Origin of the sequence: Flavobacterium sp. 40-81 (assembly GCF_001898245.1) — a bacterium.
GTDB lineage: Bacteria > Bacteroidota > Bacteroidia > Flavobacteriales > Flavobacteriaceae > Flavobacterium > Flavobacterium inviolabile.
Genome location: NZ_MKTM01000031.1, coordinates 204,208 through 226,703, shown reverse-complemented (window position 1 = coordinate 226,703; position 22,496 = coordinate 204,208). Strand labels below are relative to the sequence as shown.

Annotated in this window: 17 protein-coding genes and 1 tRNA gene; 10 read left to right on the top strand and 8 right to left on the bottom strand. The window is 41.5% G+C overall.

The annotated features are described in order from the left end of the window. Positions 1–68: 68 nt before the first annotated feature. The 4 genes from BGO42_RS12405 to BGO42_RS12390 all read left to right on the top strand — a co-directional run bounded on the left by BGO42_RS12405 (position 69) and on the right by BGO42_RS12390 (position 4,673). On the top strand, positions 69–905 hold the full coding sequence (locus tag BGO42_RS12405; RefSeq protein ID WP_177730519.1) for a succinate dehydrogenase cytochrome b subunit: 837 nt from the start codon (positions 69–71) through the stop codon (positions 903–905). A 20-nt stretch (positions 906–925) separates the two neighbouring features. Next, complete coding sequence (locus BGO42_RS12400) at positions 926–2,926, top strand: fumarate reductase/succinate dehydrogenase flavoprotein subunit (RefSeq protein WP_177730517.1); 2,001 nt, start codon at positions 926–928, stop codon at positions 2,924–2,926. 58 nt (positions 2,927–2,984) lie between these two features. Continuing rightward, positions 2,985–3,728, top strand: coding sequence for a succinate dehydrogenase/fumarate reductase iron-sulfur subunit (locus BGO42_RS12395; RefSeq protein ID WP_177730514.1), 744 nt, complete (start codon positions 2,985–2,987; stop codon positions 3,726–3,728). A gap of 177 nt (positions 3,729–3,905) precedes the next feature. Then, the gene (locus BGO42_RS12390) at positions 3,906–4,673 is read left to right on the top strand and encodes an amidohydrolase (protein WP_177730512.1); all 768 of its coding nucleotides are present in this window, start codon (positions 3,906–3,908) and stop codon (positions 4,671–4,673) included. Here the strand turns inward: BGO42_RS12390 and BGO42_RS12385 are convergent. Both BGO42_RS12385 and BGO42_RS12380 read right to left on the bottom strand, forming a co-directional pair. Continuing rightward, positions 4,660–6,261, bottom strand: coding sequence for an Ig-like domain-containing domain (locus BGO42_RS12385; protein ID WP_177730510.1), 1,602 nt, complete (start codon positions 6,259–6,261; stop codon positions 4,660–4,662). The two genes, BGO42_RS12390 and BGO42_RS12385, sit on opposite strands and share 14 nt — an antisense overlap. A 77-nt stretch (positions 6,262–6,338) precedes the next feature. Then, positions 6,339–7,022 (bottom strand): ComF family protein, encoded by a 684-nt coding sequence (locus BGO42_RS12380; RefSeq protein ID WP_273244333.1) that lies wholly within the window; start codon positions 7,020–7,022, stop codon positions 6,339–6,341. Between the two features lie 62 nt (positions 7,023–7,084). Here BGO42_RS12380 and BGO42_RS12375 point away from each other — a divergent pair, with 62 nt between their 5' ends. Both BGO42_RS12375 and BGO42_RS12370 read left to right on the top strand, forming a co-directional pair. Next, complete coding sequence (locus BGO42_RS12375; RefSeq protein WP_273244335.1) at positions 7,085–7,891, top strand: DUF8428 domain-containing protein; 807 nt, start codon at positions 7,085–7,087, stop codon at positions 7,889–7,891. Positions 7,892–7,951: 60 nt separating this feature from the next. Further along, positions 7,952–9,493, top strand: a complete 1,542-nt coding sequence (locus tag BGO42_RS12370; protein ID WP_177730504.1) for a glycine--tRNA ligase — start codon at positions 7,952–7,954, stop codon at positions 9,491–9,493. A 407-nt stretch (positions 9,494–9,900) separates the two neighbouring features. Here BGO42_RS12370 and thiL read toward each other — a convergent pair whose 3' ends face one another. The 3 genes from thiL to lepA form a co-directional block, all read right to left on the bottom strand. Further along, complete coding sequence (thiL, locus tag BGO42_RS12365; protein WP_273244337.1) at positions 9,901–10,950, bottom strand: thiamine-phosphate kinase; 1,050 nt, start codon at positions 10,948–10,950, stop codon at positions 9,901–9,903. A gap of 79 nt (positions 10,951–11,029) precedes the next feature. Then, positions 11,030–15,082 carry a T9SS type B sorting domain-containing protein gene (locus tag BGO42_RS12360; protein ID WP_273244339.1) on the bottom strand — a complete coding sequence of 1,351 codons (4,053 nt, stop codon included), beginning with the start codon at positions 15,080–15,082 and terminating at the stop codon, positions 11,030–11,032. Positions 15,083–15,305: 223 nt separating this feature from the next. Further along, positions 15,306–17,102, bottom strand: coding sequence for a translation elongation factor 4 (gene lepA, locus BGO42_RS12355; protein ID WP_177730497.1), 1,797 nt, complete (start codon positions 17,100–17,102; stop codon positions 15,306–15,308). Here lepA and BGO42_RS12350 point away from each other — a divergent pair. Further along, positions 17,094–17,384 carry a hypothetical protein gene (locus BGO42_RS12350; protein ID WP_273244343.1) on the top strand — a complete coding sequence of 97 codons (291 nt, stop codon included), beginning with the start codon at positions 17,094–17,096 and terminating at the stop codon, positions 17,382–17,384. The two genes, lepA and BGO42_RS12350, sit on opposite strands and share 9 nt — an antisense overlap. A 176-nt stretch (positions 17,385–17,560) precedes the next feature. After that, positions 17,561–18,553: a tRNA dihydrouridine synthase DusB gene (gene dusB / locus BGO42_RS12345; RefSeq protein WP_273244345.1), complete on the top strand. Its 993-nt coding sequence runs from the start codon at positions 17,561–17,563 to the stop codon at positions 18,551–18,553. Positions 18,554–18,587: 34 nt separating this feature from the next. On the opposite strand, the gene BGO42_RS12340 is transcribed toward dusB, so the two are convergent. The 3 genes from BGO42_RS12340 to rbfA form a co-directional block, all read right to left on the bottom strand. Next, on the bottom strand, positions 18,588–20,015 hold the full coding sequence (locus BGO42_RS12340) for an MATE family efflux transporter (RefSeq protein ID WP_273244347.1): 1,428 nt from the start codon (positions 20,013–20,015) through the stop codon (positions 18,588–18,590). Positions 20,016–20,176: 161 nt separating this feature from the next. Next, the gene (locus BGO42_RS12335; RefSeq protein WP_273244349.1) at positions 20,177–21,376 is read right to left on the bottom strand and encodes an ABC transporter permease; all 1,200 of its coding nucleotides are present in this window, start codon (positions 21,374–21,376) and stop codon (positions 20,177–20,179) included. Continuing rightward, positions 21,377–21,769 carry a 30S ribosome-binding factor RbfA gene (gene rbfA / locus BGO42_RS12330; protein ID WP_177730489.1) on the bottom strand — a complete coding sequence of 131 codons (393 nt, stop codon included), beginning with the start codon at positions 21,767–21,769 and terminating at the stop codon, positions 21,377–21,379. A gap of 127 nt (positions 21,770–21,896) precedes the next feature. Between rbfA and mce the strand changes: the two genes are divergently transcribed. Continuing rightward, positions 21,897–22,301, top strand: coding sequence for a methylmalonyl-CoA epimerase (mce, locus tag BGO42_RS12325; protein WP_177730486.1), 405 nt, complete (start codon positions 21,897–21,899; stop codon positions 22,299–22,301). A gap of 46 nt (positions 22,302–22,347) precedes the next feature. Further along, positions 22,348–22,421: transfer RNA gene (locus BGO42_RS12320), tRNA-Ile, on the top strand. Positions 22,422–22,496 lie beyond the last annotated feature (75 nt).

The following is a 22,496-nucleotide window of genomic DNA, read 5'->3' as shown; positions in this document are numbered from 1 at the left end:
GGTTGCGGTTAATTTGAAATAGCGTTACTTTTGTTTGATTTTTTTAAAAACTATTACAATCAAACACTATGGCAAAATCTGCACTTTTAAAGTCATCTATCGGGAAAAAATACTGGATGGCTCTTACGGGTTTATTTTTATGCTTGTTTTTGGTGGGTCACTTAGCAGGTAACCTACAGTTATTATTCGGAACACAATTGCAATTCAACGAATATGCATTGTTTATGACTACCAATCCAGCTGTAAAAATTCTATCTTATTTAACGTACATTTCGATTTTATTCCACGCGATCGATGGTATTCTTCTGACAATCCAAAACAAGAAAGCAAGGCCTGTTGGGTATGCTAAAAACAACGCTGCTGCAAACAGCGCGTGGGCTTCAAGAAACATGGCGGTTTTAGGAACCTTAATCCTGATTTTTATCGCTACTCACATGGTGAATTTTTGGGCAAAAATGCATTTCTCAAATATGCCTTTGCAAAAAATTACAGTAGAAGCACAGCCAGGAAACTCTCAGGAATTTTACCTTACTTCCGGTTGGGGACAGGATAAATTTATCCCGGTACAAAGTGTAGACGGTGAAAACATTGTTGTTGAAGGACGTGATTTTTACTACGTTAAACCGGCGAAAATTAAATTTGCAGAAGGATATAAAGATTTACATACAATTACAATTGCGTTCTTTAAAGATCCGAAATTGGGATTGGCATTTACCATTTTCTACGTGTTTTCAATGGCTGTTTTAGCATTCCACTTACTACACGGATTTAATAGTGCTTTCCAGTCGTTAGGAGCTAATAATCCTAAATATTCTCCGGCGATTCGAATTTTCGGAAAAGGATTTGCAATTATTGTACCGCTTTTATTTGCTATTATTCCTTTATATATTCACTTTGTTAAATAATCCTATAATAGATAAAGATTATGGCATTAGATTCTAAAATACCTCAAGGTCCTATTTCAACGAAATGGACAGACTATAAAGATCACATTAACCTGGTTAACCCGGCGAACAAACGTAACATCGATGTAATCATCGTTGGAACAGGTTTGGCAGGAGGTTCGGCTGCCGCTACTTTGGCAGAATTAGGTTATAACGTAAAAGCTTTTTGTTTTCAGGATTCTCCACGTCGTGCGCACTCGATTGCAGCACAGGGAGGTATCAATGCAGCAAAAAACTACCAGGGTGATGGTGACTCCACTTTCCGTTTGTTTTACGATACGGTTAAAGGAGGCGATTACCGCGCCCGTGAAGCTAACGTTCACCGTTTAGCAGAAGTATCGGCTAATATTATTGACCAATGTGTGGCTCAGGGTGTGCCTTTGGCACGTGAGTACGGAGGTTTATTAGATAACCGTTCTTTCGGTGGAACATTGGTTTCCAGAACATTCTATGCAAAAGGACAAACAGGACAACAGTTGTTATTAGGCGCTTATTCTGCAATGAACCGTCAAATCGGACGTGGAAAAATCCAGATGTACAACCGTCATGAAATGTTAGACCTTGTTATCGTTGATGGAAAAGCAAGAGGAATCATTGCCCGTGACCTGGTTACCGGAGCAATCGAAAGACATTCAGCTCACGCTGTTGTTATCGCTTCAGGAGGTTACGGAAACGTATTCTTCCTTTCTACCAATGCTATGGGAAGTAACGTAACCGCTGCATGGAAAATACACAAAAAAGGAGCTTACTTCGCTAATCCTTGTTATACGCAAATTCACCCAACTTGTATTCCGGTATCAGGAGACCACCAGTCTAAATTAACCCTGATGTCTGAATCATTAAGAAATGACGGTAGAATCTGGGTTCCTAAAAACATGGATGATGCTATTGCTATTCGTGAAGGGCGTTTGAAACCAACACAAATCGCAGAAGAAAACAGAGATTATTATTTGGAAAGACGTTATCCATCTTTTGGTAACCTGGTACCGCGTGACGTAGCTTCACGTGCAGCAAAAGAAAGATGTGATGCGGGATATGGCGTTAACAAAACAGGAGAAGCCGTTTATTTGGATTTTGCTTCTGCAATTCAGCGTTATGGAAAAGAGCAGGCAAAAATCAAACACCTGGATCAGAATGACGCGGCTTTAGTAAAAAAATTAGGAACAGAAGTAGTTGCTAACAAATATGGTAACCTGTTCCAGATGTATGAGAAAATCGTTGACGATAATCCATACGAAACACCAATGATGATTTATCCGGCAGTTCACTACACAATGGGTGGAATCTGGGTAGATTATAACTTAATGACCACAATTGAAGGTTGTTATTCTATTGGTGAAGCAAACTTCTCCGATCACGGAGCGAACCGTTTGGGAGCTTCTGCTTTGATGCAGGGTCTTGCTGACGGATACTTCGTATTACCGTACACTATTGGTGATTATTTATCAAAAGATATCCGTACAGGTAAAATCTCAACAGATTTACCGGAATTTGCGGAAGCGGAGAAAAACGTTAGAGACTTGATTGAAAAATTCAGTAACAATAACGGTACACATTCTGTTGACCATTTCCATAGAAAATTAGGAAAAGTAATGTGGGATAAAGTAGGTATGGCGCGTAATGCCCAGGGACTTACGGAAGCTATGGATGAGATTAAAGCCATCCGTGAGGAATTCTACAGAGACGTTCGTGTTCCCGGAGATATTAACGGATTTAACCAGGAATTGGAAAAAGCATTGCGTGTTGCCGATTTCTTGGAATTAGGAGAGTTATTCGCTAAAGATGCTTTACACAGAAATGAATCTTGTGGAGGTCACTTTAGAGAAGAATATCAAACAGAAGAAGGAGAAGCACAACGTGATGACGTTAACTTTGCATACGTAGCCGCTTGGGAATACAAAGGAAACCCGAGAGAAGCCGTATTACACAAAGAAGAGCTGAAATTCGAAAATGTGAAACTGGTTCAAAGAAGTTACAAATAATTTTAATGTGTTAAGGCAAATTAGAATACCTTGCACTTAATACTTAATACAAAAAGTTATGAATTTAACGTTAAAAATATGGCGTCAGAAAAACGCTCAAGATAAAGGACAATTAGTTGATTATAAAATCAGCGATGTGTCGCCTGATATGTCTTTCTTGGAAATGTTAGACGTATTGAATGACGGATTAGTAGAAAAAGGAGACGAACCGGTAGCTTTCGATCACGATTGTCGTGAGGGAATCTGCGGAATGTGTTCTTTGTATATTAACGGTGAAGCTCACGGACCAGACAGAGGAGTAACGACTTGTCAGTTACACATGCGTATGTTTAAAGATGGTGATACTATTTATATTGAGCCATTCCGTGCGAAAGCCTTCCCGGTAATTAAAGATTTAGTTGTAGACAGAAGTGCTTTCGACAGAATTCAGCACGCAGGAGGATTTATTTCGGTAAATACTTCCGGAAATACACAGGATGCTAACGCAATTCCAATTCCTAAACATGATGCAGACCGAGCTTTCGATGCGGCTACCTGTATCGGTTGTGGTGCTTGTGTGGCTACTTGTAAAAACTCTTCGGCTATGTTGTTTGTTTCAGCTAAAGTATCGCAATTTGCTTTATTGCCTCAGGGTAAAGTGGAAGCAGCAGAGCGTGTACTGAACATGGTAGAGCAAATGGACCACGAAGGTTTTGGTAACTGTACTAATACCGGTGCTTGTGAGGTAGAATGTCCAAAAGGAATTTCTCTTGAGAATATTGCCCGTATGAACAGAGAATATCTTAAAGCAAGTATCAAATAGTTTTATAAAAATCACGATAAAAACGCATTCGGCCACAAGCTGAATGCGTTTTTTGTTTTCAGCAATAAAACCTGCAGTATTTTTGTGGGATGAATCCCTTTTGTTTACAATATCTTTTCTATTTTTATTGAAGAAATACATTTCGAATCCATAAACCGTAAAAACGAAGCACAGGAAATGAAAATTAGCATTATTCAGGCCCCTCTTTTCTGGGAAAACCCGGAAGTAAACAGAAATTATTTTGCTGCAAAAATTCAGAATATTCCCGAAGATTCGCTGCTGGTTGTATTGCCGGAAATGTTCAGCTCCGGTTTTACGATGAATCCCGATGAAGTAGCCGAATCCATGGACGGTGTAACGGTAACGTGGATGAAACACACGGCCGTTGAAAAAAACTGTGCCATAACAGGCAGTCTGGTCATCCGCGAAAATGATAATTTCTATAACCGCCTGCTTTTTGTTTTTCCTAACGGTGATGTGGAATACTACGATAAACGACACCTATTTTCCCTGGCTGGCGAAAACAAGGTTTATACTTCCGGTGGAACCGAAAGACTGATTGTGAATTATCTGGGATGGAGAATCTGTCCGTTAATTTGCTACGATCTGCGTTTTCCGGTTTTTTCCCGTAACAATGACGATTATGATTTGCTGATTTATGTAGCCAACTGGCCTCAGGTTAGAATTTTAGCCTGGGATACATTGTTGAAAGCAAGAGCCATAGAAAATATGTCCTATGTGATAGGGGTGAACCGGATTGGTGACGATGTGAATCATAACTTTTATTCCGGACATTCGCAGGTGCTGGACTATCTGGGCAATGCTTTGGTGGAACCGGTGGAAAAAGAAGTGGTGTTCTCCGTTCAGCTGGACAAAGAATTAATGCTGGCGAACAGAAATAAGCTGGGCTTCCTGAGAGACAGGGATAAGTTTAATCTAATTTAAAAACCTGATCCACATCCCAGTTTGCGCGAACGTCGACATCATTAATAAAATAGATAACCTCTTCCGGCTGTAACTTTTCCAGGTAATTACCGGTGTCCCATTTGCGGTTCTTATTGTCGTCGTAAATCAGGCGCAGCGTGTACAAATTCGGTTCGAGTGTGTTGAAGTCCAGAACCGTTTCTTTTTCGCTGTATGCGGTTGCAATCACTTTGGCATTTTTATCAAGAATTTCCAGAATTACAGGAAAACGTTTTACGTTTTCAAGCTGTACCCGTAAATTACCATACTCCGTAATGCTTTTTGTGGCTAATGAATATTTAAGGGTATCGTTGGCCTTTTCGTAAAAATCGGTTAAAGCGCCCGGAAATAAGGTCAGGGAATATTTCTGATTGGGTTCTTTTTTAAAGTCGAATTCCAGCGCATTATCAAAATCGTTATATTTTGTTTTAAAAGGAACCGCTACGGAATCTTTATTGATCAGCTTCATTTTAGCCTCGTCAATTTTGGTTAAAGGCATCGAAGGTAATACTGTAAAAAGATCTCTCAGGCCGATGGAACCCTTTGGTTTGGCATCAAAAGACAAGGAATCTTTAACTTTCTGCTCCTTGATTTTCGTTTTAAACTCTTTTGAATAATTGCCGTTGCTAACCAGGATCTGCAGGGAATCGGGCGTGATTTTAGGCAGCCAGATGTGTAGGGAATCTTTGGCCGGGAATTTGGTAATTATGGTATTCAGCGTTTCGCCGCCCCGTTTTACAATTACTTTGGTGTTTTTCGGATCTTTCCCTTCGTAACCTAAAATCAGTTTGTTGGGAGTTTCCTGTGTAGGCTTTTCTGCTTTAAACGGAAGCTCTTCCTTGAATAAACTCAGGCTGAAAAGGGTATCGTTAGGAATTGTAATCGGATCCTTAAAAAAAGCGATTTTATCGGTTTTCGGATCAAACTTATAATCGTTATTAACGTCTTTTATAGCAACAACATGGTATTTGCCCTCTTTTAAATTTTCCAGGGTAAACACTTTTAAACTGTCCAGCGTATTGGTAACATAACGCGGCTGTTGTTTAAAAACGGTGGAATCGGTAAATTTTTCGGCTTCATACAGCATTACCGATACAAAATTATCGGCCTTTCGGGAATAGGCATCTTTGATAACACCGCCCACTTTTAAAGAATCAATATACGGACCGGTTGAAAACACATATTTAAACTGGGAATACGGATTGAACTCATTGTTGTCCGTTATACTCTGTCCGAAATTAAAACTGTAAGTGGTGTTGGGCTGTAAAGTATCTTTGATTTTAATGGTGATGTATTTGCTGGCATAGCCCATCGGAACGATATCCGGAGCCTTCTTCATTGGAGGCGAAATAATCAGTTGTTTATTGATGTCTTTTACCTTAATATATTCATCGAAATTGATCTTGATGAAATTCCCGTTAAAATTAGTACTGAAATTCTCAGGATTACTATAGGTGATTGTAGGAGGAATGGTGTCTTTCGGACCACCCGAAACCATACCTCTTTTGGCACAACCGGTTAATAAAAGAGAAAAGACAATAATAAAGAAAGCAATACGGTTCTTCAACATGTTACCAATGATTTTACAGCACAAAATAACAATTATATTCAGTGGAATGAAAATGTTTTTAGAAAATCTTTGTAAAATTAAGAGTGTGTATAACCAATGGCAAGGATGCTCAGGCTGGCATTGGGGATTTTCAGCAGCATTTTGCCGCAGGCTTCCAGTGTGGCACCGCTGGTAATAACATCGTCGATCAGTAAAAAATGTTTGCCGTGGTCTTTTTCGGTAAAATGAACCTCGAATAATTCGGTGCCAATCTCGGTCCGGCTGAAAATAGTCTTCTTTGTCTGGGTCTTGGAATAATATTTACGGAGCAGGATGGTTTCGTTGTACGGAATTTCAAAACCGGCCGCCAGCGCTTTCCCGAATGTGGTGAGCTGGTTGTAACCGCGTTCCTGTAACCGTTTTTTGTGAAGCGGAACCGGAATGATCTCGGTAACGGTTTTGAGAATGGTAAGGTCTTTAATTTCTGTAAAATACCAATTGCCGAGCAATTCGCCTATTTCCTGCCGGCCTTTGTATTTGAGATGGTGAATGAGCTGCTGTACAATACCTTCTTTATGGTAATAAAAAAAGGAGGAAGCATATTCCAGAGGCAGTCTTCCGTAGAACTTTTTCAGGGTTTCATTTTCCGGTATCAGATGATGATTCGTAATCGGGATCTCATGCCGGCATTTGATGCAAATTGCCCCTTCATTTTGCAATAAAATGCTGTTACAGCCGCTACATAATCTCGGAAAGAGTAAGTTTATCAAGTTTTTTATCATTTCATCGATTATTTTTTTAGTATTACAACAGGCGGAATACTTTTATTGATTAATAAATAGAAATGACAAGTAATAATTCTTCAATTTTAGGTCAGGTGAGTGTCGGTGTGCTCGTTATCGGAGTACTCACCCTGTCTTTTAATTTATATCGGTTATCTAGTGAAAACAAATCACTTAAAGATAAGATATCTTTAGAGAATTCCATACATAAAAATGAACTTTCGGAAATTTTAAAACGATATGATTCTGTTAGCAATGTTCTGGGGACAAATACGAAAAGAAGTTCCCTGCTTTTTAAAACAGTCATACATCCCGAAGGAGCCGTAAAACAACCTCAAGCTGTTACGGCAGATTTGAAAAAGACGGAAAAGGTAAAACAGAAGATTGTCAGTACGAAAACGAAAGAAAGAAAAAAAACGGCGAAAGCAGCCAGTAACGAGTTAAGCAGCCTGGAAAATGATGATGCCGGTCTGAAAACGAAACAGCTCAAAGCGATGAATGTAAGTGTTAGAGGTGTTAAAATTATCTACAGCGATTTTTTGGAAACCAACCGGTCCAATAAAATAGACCAGATCAGGATTTGCTACACTTTAGCATATAACGAAAACATCGGCCGCGGCAATCAGGAAATTTTCTATCAGATTGTAAACCCGGAACACACCGTGTTGAGCAACGGCCTTCATCCTAATGAAAAATACAACAGCGATCTGGACTGTACCGCCAGAGGGATCGTGTTTTATGATAATAAAGCGACCGACGTTTGCGCCTTTGTTGACGTCGATAAAAAAAAACTGATTAAAGGCGATTATGAAGTTAACATAATCCATCAGGACAGAATAATCGGAACGGCTAATTTCCAATTTCGATAATACTTCAAAAAGTTAAAATTTCCCCTATTTTTTACAATCTCTTTTTCCTATTTTTGCATTATGGCAAAACAAGAAGACTTATTTAAGAATGTAGTTTCGCATGCAAAAGAATACGGATTTATTTTCCCTTCTAGCGAAATTTATGATGGTTTGAGCGCAGTATACGATTATGCTCAAAACGGTGTAGAATTAAAGAAAAATATACGTGAATACTGGTGGAAATCCATGGTTCAGATGCACGAAAACATTGTAGGTATTGATGCTGCTATTTTTATGCATCCTACTACATGGAAAGCTTCCGGCCACGTGGATGCGTTTAACGATCCGCTAATTGACAATAAAGATTCAAAAAGAAGATATCGTGCGGATGTTTTAATTGAGGATTATGCCGAAAAATTAAACCAGAAAGCACAAAAAGAAATTGATAAAGCAAAAGACCGTTTTGGCGATGCTTTTGATGAAGCACAGTTTGTAGCGACCAATGCCCGTGTTATTGAATACCGAAGCAGACAGCGCGAAATTCTGGAAAGAATGGCACGTTCCCTGGAAACGGAAAATCTTGCCGATGTTAAGGCTTTGATTGAAGAGCTGGAAATTGCCTGCCCGGAATCAGGATCCAGAAACTGGACCGAAGTACGCCAGTTTAACCTGATGTTCGGAACAAAATTAGGCGCTTCTGCCGATTCTGCTATGGATCTGTACCTGCGTCCGGAAACGGCACAGGGTATCTTTGTAAACTTCCTGAACGTACAGAAAACAGGACGTATGAAGATTCCTTTTGGAATTGCACAAACCGGAAAAGCGTTCCGTAACGAAATCGTTGCCCGTCAGTTTATCTTCCGTATGCGGGAGTTCGAACAAATGGAAATGCAGTTTTTTGTTCGTCCGGGGGAAGAAATGAAATATTACGAATACTGGAAAGAAACAAGATTAAAATGGCACCTTTCATTAGGATTAGGAAAAGAAAACTATCGTTTCCACGACCATGAAAAATTAGCCCATTATGCTAATGCTGCTGCCGATATCGAATTTAACTTCCCATTCGGATTTAAAGAACTCGAAGGAATTCACTCCAGAACCGATTTCGATTTAAAAGCACACGAACAGCATTCCGGTAAGAAATTACAATATTTCGATAACGAAACAAACTCCAGCTATGTACCGTATGTAGTGGAAACCTCTGTTGGACTGGACAGAATGTTCTTGTCGGTTTTCTCGAAATCATTGCAGGAAGAAGTATTGGAAGACGGCTCAACCCGTACGGTTTTAAGACTGCCTTCCGTTTTAGCGCCAACAAAGGCTGCGATACTGCCATTAATTAAAAGAGATGGTCTGCCGGAAGTTGCCAGAAAAATTATAGAAGACTTAAAATGGGATTTCAATGTTGCCTATGATGAGAAAGATGCCGTTGGGCGTCGTTACCGTCGTCAGGATGCATTAGGAACACCATTCTGTGTTACGGTCGATCATCAGACATTAGAAGATGAAACAGTAACGATTCGTCACAGAGATACCATGCAGCAGGATCGTGTGAAAATTTCAGAATTGAGAGGAATTATCAATGAAGAAGTTTCTATGCGTAACTGGCTGATGAAAATGTAAATTATAAAAAAGGCTTTCTCTTTTCGGGAAAGCCTTTTTACTATACCGTAATCCGGTTTATAAATGGTACGGTTTTTTGAGATGCTGAAGCCCTTTCAGAACGATTTTAAGCCCTTTTAAACCCTTTGAAAGTGTTAAAAACAAAGAAAAACTCAAAAAAAAACGAAACCGTAAAAAATACTTGAAAAAACCGTAAAATCTGTGTTGTCGAAAGAAGTACTTTTACAGTGTCATTAAATACTTAATTAAGTTAGTTTATACAGTATAAGGTAAAAATAGTGGATTACCTTCTTTAGCCCAGCCTGTAAAAGGTCTTGCTTCAGCCCAGCCAAATAGAGGATTTGGTTTAGCTCATTAAAAATCAAGCGTTAGTAATGTACTAACGCTTTTTTTTTGGAATTATTTTATTACTCAGCGTTTAAAGCGTTCCAGCCTCTTGCCTTCAAAGGAATTTTAGTGTTTGCTCTTGTAATTAAATGGATGCCTTCGCTTTCCGGTGTCATGTGACCGATTACCGTAAAATTAGGGTTTCCTTTAATCTTGTCGAAATCGTCCATCTTGATCGTGAAAAGCAATTCATAATCTTCACCGCCGTTAATGGCAATCGTCGTGCTGTCTACATTAAACTCTTCACAGGTATTGATCAATTGCGGATCAAGCGGTAATTTGTCTTCATATAGGTTACAGCCAATTCCGGAATTCTTACACAGGTGGATGATCTCGGATGACAAGCCATCAGAAATATCAATCATAGCCGTAGGTTTTAAATCCAAAGCCTGTAATAACTCTTTAACGTCTTTACGGGCTTCCGGTTTTAACTGGCGTTCTATTAAATAGGTATAATTGTCAAGATCCGGCTGGTTGTTCGGGTTCACCTGGAATACCTGCTTTTCGCGTTCCAGTACCTGCAATCCCATATAGGCCGCACCAACGTCGCCGGTAACCACCAATAAATCATTATCGTTAGCGCCGGTTCTGTACACCAGTTCCTCTTCAGTCGCTACTCCAATAGCCGTAATGCTGATTAATAAACCTTTCTGAGAAGAAGTCGTGTCGCCGCCAATAACATCCACATCGTAAATTTTGGCAGCCAGTGCAATTCCATCATAAAGTTCTTCCAGTGCTTCCAGCGGAAAACGGTTTGAAACGGCAATCGAAACTGTTATCTGGGTCGGTTTGGCATTCATCGCGCAGATGTCGGAAAGATTCACCACCACAGCTTTATAACCCAAATGCTTTAACGGCATGTAAGCCAGATCGAAATGAACACCTTCTACTAATAAATCGGTAGAAATAACGGCTTTTTTATCTTTAAAATCCAGAACGGCAGCGTCATCACCAATTCCTTTCAGGGTAGAAGGCTGGCTGATCTGGATATTTTTGGTTAAATGATCTATTAATCCAAATTCACCCAGTTGGGACAAACTTGTTCTTTGAGGCGTTTTATCTTCTATCATTTGAATAAATTATAAGAGTGCAAAGTTAAATAAAAAAAACGCACAGGATAAGAATGTTAAAAGGACTGAAAAACGGCGCTTATCGTTTCAGTGAAAAGTGGGCTTTGAATTCTTTTTGATCTCCGTTATCTTTAAAAAGAACCTTAAACCAATAGTCGGTTGAAGGTAGCGGATAACCGTTAAGAGTTCCGTTCCATCCGCTTCCGTTAGGGCTGATTTCTTTTAAGAATTTTCCGTAACGGTCAAAAATATAGATCCGGGCATCTTTCTGATTGCGCAAATCCGGGATGTTCCAGGTGTCGTTATAACCGTCACCGTTCGGAGTGAAATATTTAGGATATTTCAGGATATAGGTTTTTAAGCGGATAAGGCCGCAATTAGCCTTGGTATCAATAATGCTGACCCAGTGCTCTCCTCCCGATACATTGTTGAAAACATTGGACGTTTGTTCGCCACCGTCGTCAAGCTGAAAAACGTAATTCCCGTAACCTCCGGTAACGTTTACGGTAATCGTGCTGGAATCGGCAAAAGGCTCGCTGATGGACAGCGTGGCTATGGCAACACTGGATTGATCGACAATAACGGTTTCCGGACTGTAATTACAATCATTACCCGATTCCGGGGTTAGTTTTATAGTGCTGACGGTATAGGTACCGGTTTGTGTGGCGGTATAATCGGGTCCGGTATGCACGACCTGGTTGTTTAAGGACCATTCCACCGTGAACAGCGAAGGGCTTAACCCGGTGTTTATGGTATAAGGCGTGATGACGGCCTGTGTTACCGGATCGACACAGATGGTGCCGTCTGCAAGAGCTAAATCCAGTAAAGGATGAATGGTAATTTGAAACGGTTTTTCATCAAAACAGTTACTGTTATCCGCGGCGGCAGCATAAACATACATGGTCTGCGAACCGGAAATAACGTCACCGGCATTGTAAGCAGTACCCGTTCCTCCGGAAGCGCTAAAATAATTTCCAAGCGGTATCGCCGGCAGGGTATAGCTTCCGCAGCGCTCTACATCGTTAAATACAGGTAAAACAGGAGTTACGGAAACGGTAACCAGAAAATCATCTTCATCGGTACAGGTAAACCGGTTTCCGGAAACGGCATACACATAAATAGTCTGGGTAGTGGTTAAAACTGTTCCGGCAGGAAGTAGGCTGCCCTGTCCGTTAGGCTGTGTATAATAATTCCCGATAGTTAAATTGGGCAGGGTATAGCTGTCGCAGGCGCGGATATCGTCAAACGTGCCGACATCAATGCCCAGAGCATGTACGGTAAACATCGTTTCGTTAGTACATTGCGGGAAATCACTCCAGTTGTTAAAGATATAAATGGTCTGGGTGGTCGTAATATCGGTTCCGGCGTTTAATTGGGTTCCGGTTCCTCCGGTTCCGGTATAATAATTACCGTTGGTTAACTGCGGCAGGGTAAAAGAAGTACAGGTATATACGTCTGTAAAACTATCTATTGGCGGTAAGGGTCTTATGGTAACAGTAAAAGGATGCTCGTTCGTACAGCCATTGCTGGAAGACGCATAAATATAAAGGGTCTGCGTACTTGTAATAACAGTACCGGCATTTAATGGTGTTCCGGTTCCTCCGGTTCCGGTAAAGTAAGCGCCGTTGTTTAATGGCGGAAGCAGGTACTGGGCACATTCCAACCGGTCAGCCGGAGTGTCCACTACCGGTTTTTGCAGTATCGTCAGCTGGTAGTTCAGATTGTCCGTACAATTGGGTGTGGTGGTGGTATTGGCATAATAGTAAACTGTCTGTGATGTGGTGATGCTTGTTCCGGCCGGAATAACGGTACCGTTGCCTCCCGGCTGGGTATAATAATTGCCAATCGGAATGGCCGGCAGTATAAACTCTCCGCAGGCGGTTATTGGCTGAAAAACAGCAGTGTCAATAATATTGATGCGAAAAGGATGCTGGTTAGGACAGGTTCCGTTAAACGCATATACATATAACGTCTGGCTGGCGGTAATGGTGGCTCCGGCGCTTAACTGGGTTCCGGTTCCTCCGGTTCCGGTATAATAATTACCATTCGTGAGCGCCGGCAATACATAGGAGTTGCAGGTTACCACATCGGCCGGAGTATCTACCGGTGGTAACGGGAAAATGGTAATGTTATAGGTTTTTTCCTGACAGGGAACGCCATTAACAAGCGCATAAAAATAAATGGTCTGATTGGTTGTCAATACGGTTCCCGGTGACAGCAGTGTTCCGGTTCCAGCCGGTCCGGTATAGAAATTCCCTGCCGGCGCACTTGGGATGATATATTGGCCGCAACCGGTATCCGGAAAACTCAACTGATCGATTAACGTTACCATAAAAGAATTCTGGTCGGTACAGCCTAAAGGGCCTATCGGGCCGTTAAAAATAAAATAGGTACCCTGTTGTGTAATCACGTCACCCGGATTGAGCGGAACGCCCGTGCCGTTCGGACCGGAAAAATAATGCCCGTTTACCAAAGGCGGCAGCGTATAGCTGCTGCATTCAATTACGTTGGGATGGGTGTCTACCGGAGGAAGCGGTTCGATAACCACATCAAAGCTAACCAGGGCATAACATCCCGGATTGTTACTATCGGACATTCTGACCCAGATGGTCATTGGCGATTGCCCGGCAGTCATCGTGAAAGCACCCGGATTGCTTATCGCAGCAGTATTGTTTTGAGCATTGCTCTGGGAAGTGAAATACTGTATGCTGAAAGCGTTGGCATTCTGTCCGTTTAAAATTATGGGAGTCTGAACCGTTAAGTTAATGCTTAAATTTCCGGAACGGGTGCTGCATCTGGACAGATTGGGCGGTTGTGTAGCCGTAATCATGGCATTGACCAGCAGGTTAAAGGAAATAAGATTGTTGCAAATTGTATTGTTGCTCAGTCTTCTCACTTTAATGTATATGGTTTGGTTGCCGGCACTGGAATAAGCTGTCAGATCCGATTGCGGAATAGGATTGTTCGCATTGGCATCGGCTAAAGAAGCATAATACAGCAATTCAAAGCTGGCGTTATTCAGGCCCAAAGCAGCCGCATTGTTTTGTGTCAGGTTAAATACAAAAGTACTCTGTCCGTTGTTGCAGACTCTCAGGTCATTTGGCGTTGTGATAGCCAGATCGGTAATCACAATGTCGTCGGTTATCTGGCAGCTGCCATTGCCGGTTGTGGCAATCACGCCATAGGTTCCGGCCTGGGTAACGGTTAATGTGGCTGCGGTTGCTCCGGGAATTATAGAGCCGTTAAAAGTCCAGACATGATTGAACTGCGGTCCTAATCCCGATTGCAACAGTATGGTTTCTCCCTGGCAGATCGTGGTGTCCGGTCCTAAATCGGTATTGGTTACAAAACTTTTCCCGGCGATAAATACAGCTGAATCAAAATTAGCATCGTTATAATCGCCTATGGCAAGTTTAATGCGGTAGGCCCTGTTGGGCGTTACGGCAGAGGAAGCGGTCAGCAGGACAGTTTCTCCGCGCATGTTAATGGCAGAATTGGCAACATCGGTAACATTATAACGGCCGAATAGATTCGGATTCGATGATGTACAGCCGGAATTGTAGAGATTGTCGCGGATGGTTTTTACCGAAATCGGAATGGCTGTATTCGGTACGACCGCCAGGTTAGTGGTCACACCGGTGGTCAGATCGGTAAGTAAAAAGGCGAAAATATCACTAAACCCGCATTGGTACTGACCGTATTCGTTGGATGCAAAAAGAAAATCAAAACTAAAACTGCTGGATAAGGGCGTGAAATCAAATTGTATATACGCCACATCGTTTATAGATGACGGCTGTCCGCTGGCATTGCTGATGTTTTGTAAATCCGGATCGCCGGCTGCGGTGAGCACACTGCTTTCGTTTAATCCGGTATATTGCCCTTCCGTATATTTCGCGATACCGTTACGAATAATGATACCGCTTTGAATCGGGAAATTCGGATTGGTGCTCGTAAACTGCCCGATACCGCGATGGGAAGAATATTGAAAGTTGGTTTCGTTAAAACAGGAATTCTGTAAAAGGGAGTTGCTGATCAGCTGCGGAACGCTCTGTGAAGTCGTGTCAATAGTGATCCCTTGTGCATATAAAGAGAGATTAAAGAGAAATATTAAAATGGGGATAAATTTTCTCATAACTAAAATGATTTTTAGCCATGTAAAGTTAACGAAAAAACGCTTTTCGATATTGTGAAAATGCAATTAAATTGCAGTTATGATTAATTAAAAAGCTATTTAAAGTTAAAATATTGTAAATATTGTTTTAAAATTAAATTTACTTTAAACTTTCAGTATAATTTATTCGGAGGAGGGTTACAGCAGTATAAAAAAAAGACCTGATTATATCAGGTCTTCTATGTTAATCATTCAGCTTTAATACAGCCATAAATGCTTCCTGCGGGATTTCTACGTTACCCACCTGGCGCATACGTTTTTTACCTTTTTTCTGTTTTTCAAGTAGCTTACGCTTACGGGAAATATCACCACCATAACATTTTGCGGTTACGTCTTTACGCAACGCTTTAATGGTTTCACGGGCGATAATTTTGGCGCCGATAGCAGCCTGAATCGGAATATCAAATTGCTGGCGCGGGATTAATTCTTTCAGCTTTTCACACATTTTTTTACCAATGTTATATGCATTGTCTTCGTGAATCAGCGCAGAAAGGGCATCCACAGAATTCGCATTCAGCAGGACATCCAGTTTTACTAATTTTGACGTACGCATTCCAATCGGAGAGTAGTCAAAAGAAGCATATCCTTTGGATACCGTTTTTAAACGGTCGTAAAAATCAAATACAATTTCGGCCAGCGGCATGTCGAAATTCAATTCCACACGCTCGGTCGTTAAATACGTCTGGTTGGTAATCAAGCCACGTTTTTCAATACACAAAGACATTACGTTACCCACAAAGTCCGATTTGGTAATGATCGTCGCCTTGATGTACGGCTCCTCTACACGGTCTAATTTTGAAGGTTCCGGTAAATCCGAAGGGTTGTTTACAATCAGCGCCGTTTCCGGATCTTTTTTGGTGTAAGCCAGGTACGAAACGTTCGGAACCGTTGTAATAACCGTCATGTTGAATTCACGCTCTAAACGCTCCTGGATAATTTCCATGTGTAACATTCCTAAGAAACCACAACGGAAACCAAACCCTAAAGCCGCCGAACTTTCCGGTGTGAACACCAGAGAAGCATCGTTTAGTTGCAGTTTTTCCATAGAGTTACGCAATTCTTCATAATCTTCCGTATCAACAGGATAAATACCGGCAAATACCATTGGTTTCACATCCTCAAAGCCTTTAATCATGTTTTGCGTCGGCGTTTTGGCATCGGTAATAGTATCACCCACTTTTACTTCACGGGCTTCTTTAATTCCGGAAATCAAATACCCAACATCGCCTGTAGAAACAACCTGTTTGGGAACCTGATTTAATTTTAAAGTACCAATCTCGTCAGCATAATATTCATTGCCGGTAGCCATGAACTTGATTTTCTGTCCTTTTTTGATTTCACCGTTAATAACACGGAAAATAACTTCAATACCGCGGAACGGATTGTAAACCGAGTCGAAAATCAAAGCCTGAAGCGGTTCTTCTTTATCGCCTTTCGGAGCAGGGATACGCTCAATAATAGCTTCTAATATTTTGTCTACGCCAAGACCTGTTTTTCCGGAAGCCGGAATGATCTCGTCGTGTTTGCAGCCTAATAAATCTACGATGTCATCGCTCACTTCTTCCGGATTTGCACTTGGTAAATCCACTTTGTTCAGTACCGGGATAATTTCCAGGTCATTTTCCAAAGCAAGGTATAAGTTGGAGATCGTTTGCGCCTGTATACTCTGTGCAGCATCTACAATTAATAAAGCACCTTCGCAGGCAGCAATGGAACGGGAAACCTCATAGGAGAAATCCACGTGTCCCGGAGTATCAATCAGGTTCAGGATATATTGTTCCCCTTTATAGGTATATTCCATCTGGATGGCGTGGCTTTTAATCGTGATTCCACGCTCACGCTCCAGGTCCATGTTGTCCAGTAACTGCGCCTGTTGCTCACGGGCCGTTACGGTTTGGGTGGCATCAAGCAATCGATCGGCTAACGTACTTTTTCCGTGATCGATGTGTGCAATAATGCAAAAATTTCTAATATGCTTCATCTTCGTTTAGTATCAAGTTTATTTGGGCGTATCCTGCCGGAAGCAGGCCAGGCTTTCCGCTGTATCTTTTGCTCACTTCGTGAGACAAAAGGATGCCGCTGCAATCCTTTACGCATCCAATCAGCAGCTTATACGCTCCGATTAGTCATCATTCACCATGGTCCAACATATAAAGGTAGTGAAATAATCGGCAAATATAATTTAAAGTTAAACAGTTACAAACGATTAATTTTTAAATCGGCACCTTTTTTGCTGCTAACTGTAAAAATAACGGCGGCATAACACTGTTTCGCCCGGATTTGCAGGAAAACAGCCCGGCTGAAAGGAGTATTAAGGCTGTTTTTTATGCCTTCGGAAAGCGTTAATGCTTTCCTGTAAAGCAGCTTAAAAAAGCTTTAAACATTTCTTAAGAAAAAGAATCGCTGAAAAATTCGTAATTTTGCGCCAAAATGTAGAAGATGGTCAAGATTGGCAACATAGAATTACCCGATTATCCGTTATTGCTGGCACCTATGGAAGATGTGAGCGATCCGCCTTTCCGCAGGCTGTGCAAACTTCATGGCGCAGATTTGATGTATTCGGAGTTTATCTCTTCGGAAGGACTCATACGCGATGCAATGAAAAGCCGTAAAAAACTGGATATTTTCGATTATGAAAGACCGGTTGGGATTCAGATTTTCGGCGGTGATGAAGAAGCCATGGCGCTTTCGGCAAAAATCGTGGAAACGGTCGAGCCGGATTTGGTGGATATCAATTTTGGATGTCCGGTAAAGAAAGTGGTGTGCAAAGGAGCCGGAGCCGGAGTGTTGAAAGATGTCGACCTGATGGTGCGCCTCACGAAAGCGGTCATTAAAAGTACCCATCTTCCGGTAACGGTAAAAACAAGACTGGGCTGGGATGAAGATTCGATCAATATTGATGAAGTGGCCGAAAGACTACAGGATGTAGGCGTGCAGGCGCTGACGATTCATGCAAGAACCCGTGCCCAGATGTATAAAGGGCATTCCGACTGGAGCCATATTGAACGCGTGAAAAACAACCCGAGAATTACGATGCCTATTTTTGGTAACGGCGATATCGACAGTCCGCAAAAAGCACTGGAATATAAAAACCGCTACGGATTGGACGGTATTATGATCGGGCGTGCTGCAATTGGATATCCATGGATATTTAACGAGATCAAACATTATTTTAATACCGGGGAATTACTGCCAACGCCAACCATACAGGACAGAGTGGAAGCAGCAAGAAACCACCTTACCTGGTCAATGGACTGGAAAGGGGAGCGTGTTGGTATTGTAGAAATGCGCCGTCATTATACCAATTATTTTAAAGGAATCCACGGATTTAAAGAATACCGTCAGAAACTGGTAACTACCGATGACGGGGAAGCCTTATTCCGGATACTGGATGAAATCCAGGAAGCCTATTCGGATTATCAGATGTTATAAAAAAAGGAGCAACGCAGTTGCTCCTTTTTGTTTGTTATACTTCAATGCGTTTCCAGCGCCCTTTTTTATACAAAATAATACTGGCAATCGTGATCGCAGTTTCCGATACCGGAATGGCGATAAAAACACCGGTAGGACCCATCTGGTAGTATCTGGCCAGCAAATAGGCCAGTGGGATCTGGAACAGCCAGAATCCGAAAAAGTTTACCCACGTTGGTGTCAGGGTATCGCCGGCACCATTAAAGGTGTTGATCAATACCATCCCGATTCCGTAAAATACATAGCCCAGGCAGATGATGTGCAGAGCTTCAACGGCGATGTCTTTTACCTGAATATCGTTTGTGAAAAAACCAATGATATAGTTGGCAAATAAAAACGTAACTACGGTAATCGTTACCATAAATATGACATTATATTTTGCGGTTGTTAAAACCGATTTTTCAGCACGTTCCACCTGCTTGGCACCCAAATTCTGCCCTACCAGAGTAGCGGCGGCATTGCTTAGTCCCCAGGCCGGAAGGATAAAGAACATCATGATCCGCAAAGCGGTCTGGTAACCGGCAGAGCCGTGATCGCCTCCGGTGGTTGCAACCAGCTGTGCTAAAAAGATCCAGCTGCAGGACGCAATTACAAATTGTAGAACGCCCGGAGCGGCAATTTTTACTAAAGCTTTAATCTGCTCAAAATCCGGAATAAAATAAGACGGGATGATTTTTAAAATACCTTTTCCGCGGAACAAATGATACAGCTGGTATACAACACCAAGGCTTCTTCCGGTAGTGGTGGCAATAGCAGCACCGGTTAATCCGAATGCCGGAATGGGGCCGAATCCGTTAATTAATATCGGGCATAAAATGATGTTGCAAATATTGGCAATCCATAGACTTTTCATTGCAATCGCCGCATTTCCGGCTCCTCTGAAAATACCGTTGATCAGGAAAAGCAGCATGATGCATAAGCTTCCGCCCATCATGATACGGGTGAAATTCACGCCATAGGCAGCCGCTTCTTCCGATGCCCCCATTAGCAACAGGATCTCTTTGGCAAAAATAAAACCTAAAATGCTGATAACGGTATTGATCGTTACGGCAATAACAATCGCCTGCATACCGGCTTTGGCTGCGGCAACGGGATCTTTTTCACCAATACGGCGTGCTACTACGGCTGTGGCTGCCATACTGATTCCGATGGCTAACGAGTAAATAATCGTAATTACCGATTCGGTAAGACCAACCGTCTGTATAGCATAGCTGCTGTGCTCCAGGTGGCCGACAAAATACAAATCGACTAACGCAAAAACGGATTCCATCAGCATTTCCAAAACCATTGGAATGGCTAACAGGATGACTGCTTTTTTAATGCTTCCGGATGTAAAATCGAAAGTTTCGTCGCCTTTAACGGCTTGTTTTATAGTGCTGAAAATTTTAGAGAATAAACCTTGTGATATAGGGGTTTCTGTCATAACAAATTAGGATTAATGATTAATGAGCCCTGAGAATAGGGCGAAAAAAACAAATCGGAATGTCCTAATCAGCAATGGATGCCTTTAGGACTGTACAGAAACAATCATCGGCTTTCAATTTTGAGAGTGACAAATGTACGATTTATTTTGTACGGCAATAATTATTGCAATAATTTTTTACTGACACGGCTCGAAGCGATTAATGACGCCAGGAAGCCTAAAACCATGATGGTCAGTAAAACAATAAGGATGTTGGTAAAGCTGAAAACAACCGGATATGCCATGCTTGGTGTAACCATGATCAGCGAGAACTGCTTTTGGAGAATGACAATTATAATTCCTAAAAGAAGTCCGATAACGCCTCCTGTAAAGGTGAGCAGGCTGCCCTGTAACAGGAAAATGCCTCTCAGGTGCCGGATTTCGGCACCCAGGTTAAAAAGGGTTTTCAGGTTGCCTTTTTTATCGAGGATCATCATGATTAAGGCACCGACCAGATTGAATAAGGCTACAACAATTACCAGTGTAAAGATGAGGTAAACGGCAATGTTTTCGGTGTTCAGCATTTTGTATAAACTGTCGTTTAGCTGCGCACGTGTTTTTACGGTGACCTTGTTTTTAAAGATAGTTTTTAATTCGGCTATAGCCGCATCATCCGTAGTATTTGGTTTTAGTTTTACTTCCATTGCAGAAACCTGGTTGGGCTTGTATTGCAGTAATTCCTGTGCCAGGCCAAGGTCGGCAAAAACATATTTGTTGTCCAGATCTTCGTTAATGGCATAAATTCCGATGGGTACCAGAACCGCTCTGTTAAAAGCGTCGTTCGGACTTTCGATAGTGCCTTTTCCGGGTTTCGGTACAAAAACCTCGAAAGGATTGTTGTAATCGAATAGTCCCATCGAAAGCTTGTTGGTGATTCCAAGACCTACCACTACCTGGCTGGTATTTGGATTGAGCCATTGTCCGCCGTAGAATTTCTTGTCAAAAGGATTGATGTTTTTAAAAATGCTGTCTACGCCTTTCAGGTAAGCCACCTGTTCTTTTCCGTTAAAATAGAAAAGAACCCGTTCTTCCACAACTTTACTGTATAAGGCAATGGTTTTGGAGTTTTTAAGCTGTGTGTCCTGTTCCGGACTGATTTCAAATGATTTTCCGGTGGTGCCCGATATCTTCAGATCGGGATCGGTATCATTCGCAAAGGAAAGACTGAATTCCCGCAAACCGCTAAATACGGATAGCACAACAAACAGGGACATGGCGCTGACAATAATGCCCAGCGACGCAATCCCGGTAATAATGTTAATGGCAGTACTCTTACTGAAACTAACCGTATAACGTTTTGCTATGTAAAACGGGAAATTCAATTATGATTTCTTTCTTTTGATTAAAAGTTCCGGGTTTTCAATCGGGTTTTCTTCTCCGGTAAGGGCTTTGTCTATCTTTTCGATATAGTCAAGGCTGTCGTCGATATAAAAAGAAAGGTTCGGCACTTTACGCAATTGTAATTTTACACGTTGTGATAAGTCGTGTTTGATTAAAGGGGTATTGGTGCGGATCGCATTTAAAAGTTCCGGTCCTTTTTCGGGCGGGAAGATGCTTAAATATACTTTTGCGATGGATAAATCCGTCGTAACGCTCACTTTTGATACAGAAATAATTAGATTGCTAATTCCGTTTTTACGCACTTCGCCCTGCAAAATATCTACAAGATCTTTTTGCAAAACGGTTCCTATCTTTTTTTGTCTATTTGTTTCCATGCTGCAAAAATACGATTTTTTGAGTAGTAAATTTTTAAAGTTGCAGCCGGATAAAGTTTTTTATCTTTGTTTTAAGAATAAAAGCAGAATCTCCGGCGGGATTTAAAGAAATTTTTGAAATATTCAGATGAGAAAAATTGAACATATCGGTATAGCCGTAAAAGACTTGGAAGTGTCCAATCTTGTTTTTGAAAAGCTGTTTGGAGCTCCGGCTTACAAACAGGAAGAAGTAGCCAGTGAAGGTGTAAAAACCGCTTTCTTTATGAACGGACCCAATAAAATTGAATTGCTGGAAGCGACCAATCCGGATAGCCCTATTGCGAAATTTATTGAGAAAAAAGGGGAAGGCATTCACCATATCGCTTTTGATGTGGAAGATATCGTATCGGAAATTGCGCGGTTAAAAGCAGAAGGTTTTACGGTGCTAAACGAGATCCCTAAAAAAGGGGCCGATAATAAATTGGTAGCGTTTCTTCATCCTAAGGGAACGAACGGGGTTTTGGTGGAATTATGTCAAGAAATTTCGAATTAAGCTTGCACTAAATAAAAAATAATAGTAATATTGCAACCTCAAAACCGGTCCTATAGCTCAGTTGGTTAGAGCACCTGACTCATAATCAGGTGGTCCCTGGTTCGAGCCCAGGTGGGACCACAGGTTTTTAATGGAAAGCGCTACAGTAATGTAGCGCTTTTTTTGTTTTTTACGGCAGCGGTATTGCACCTGCTG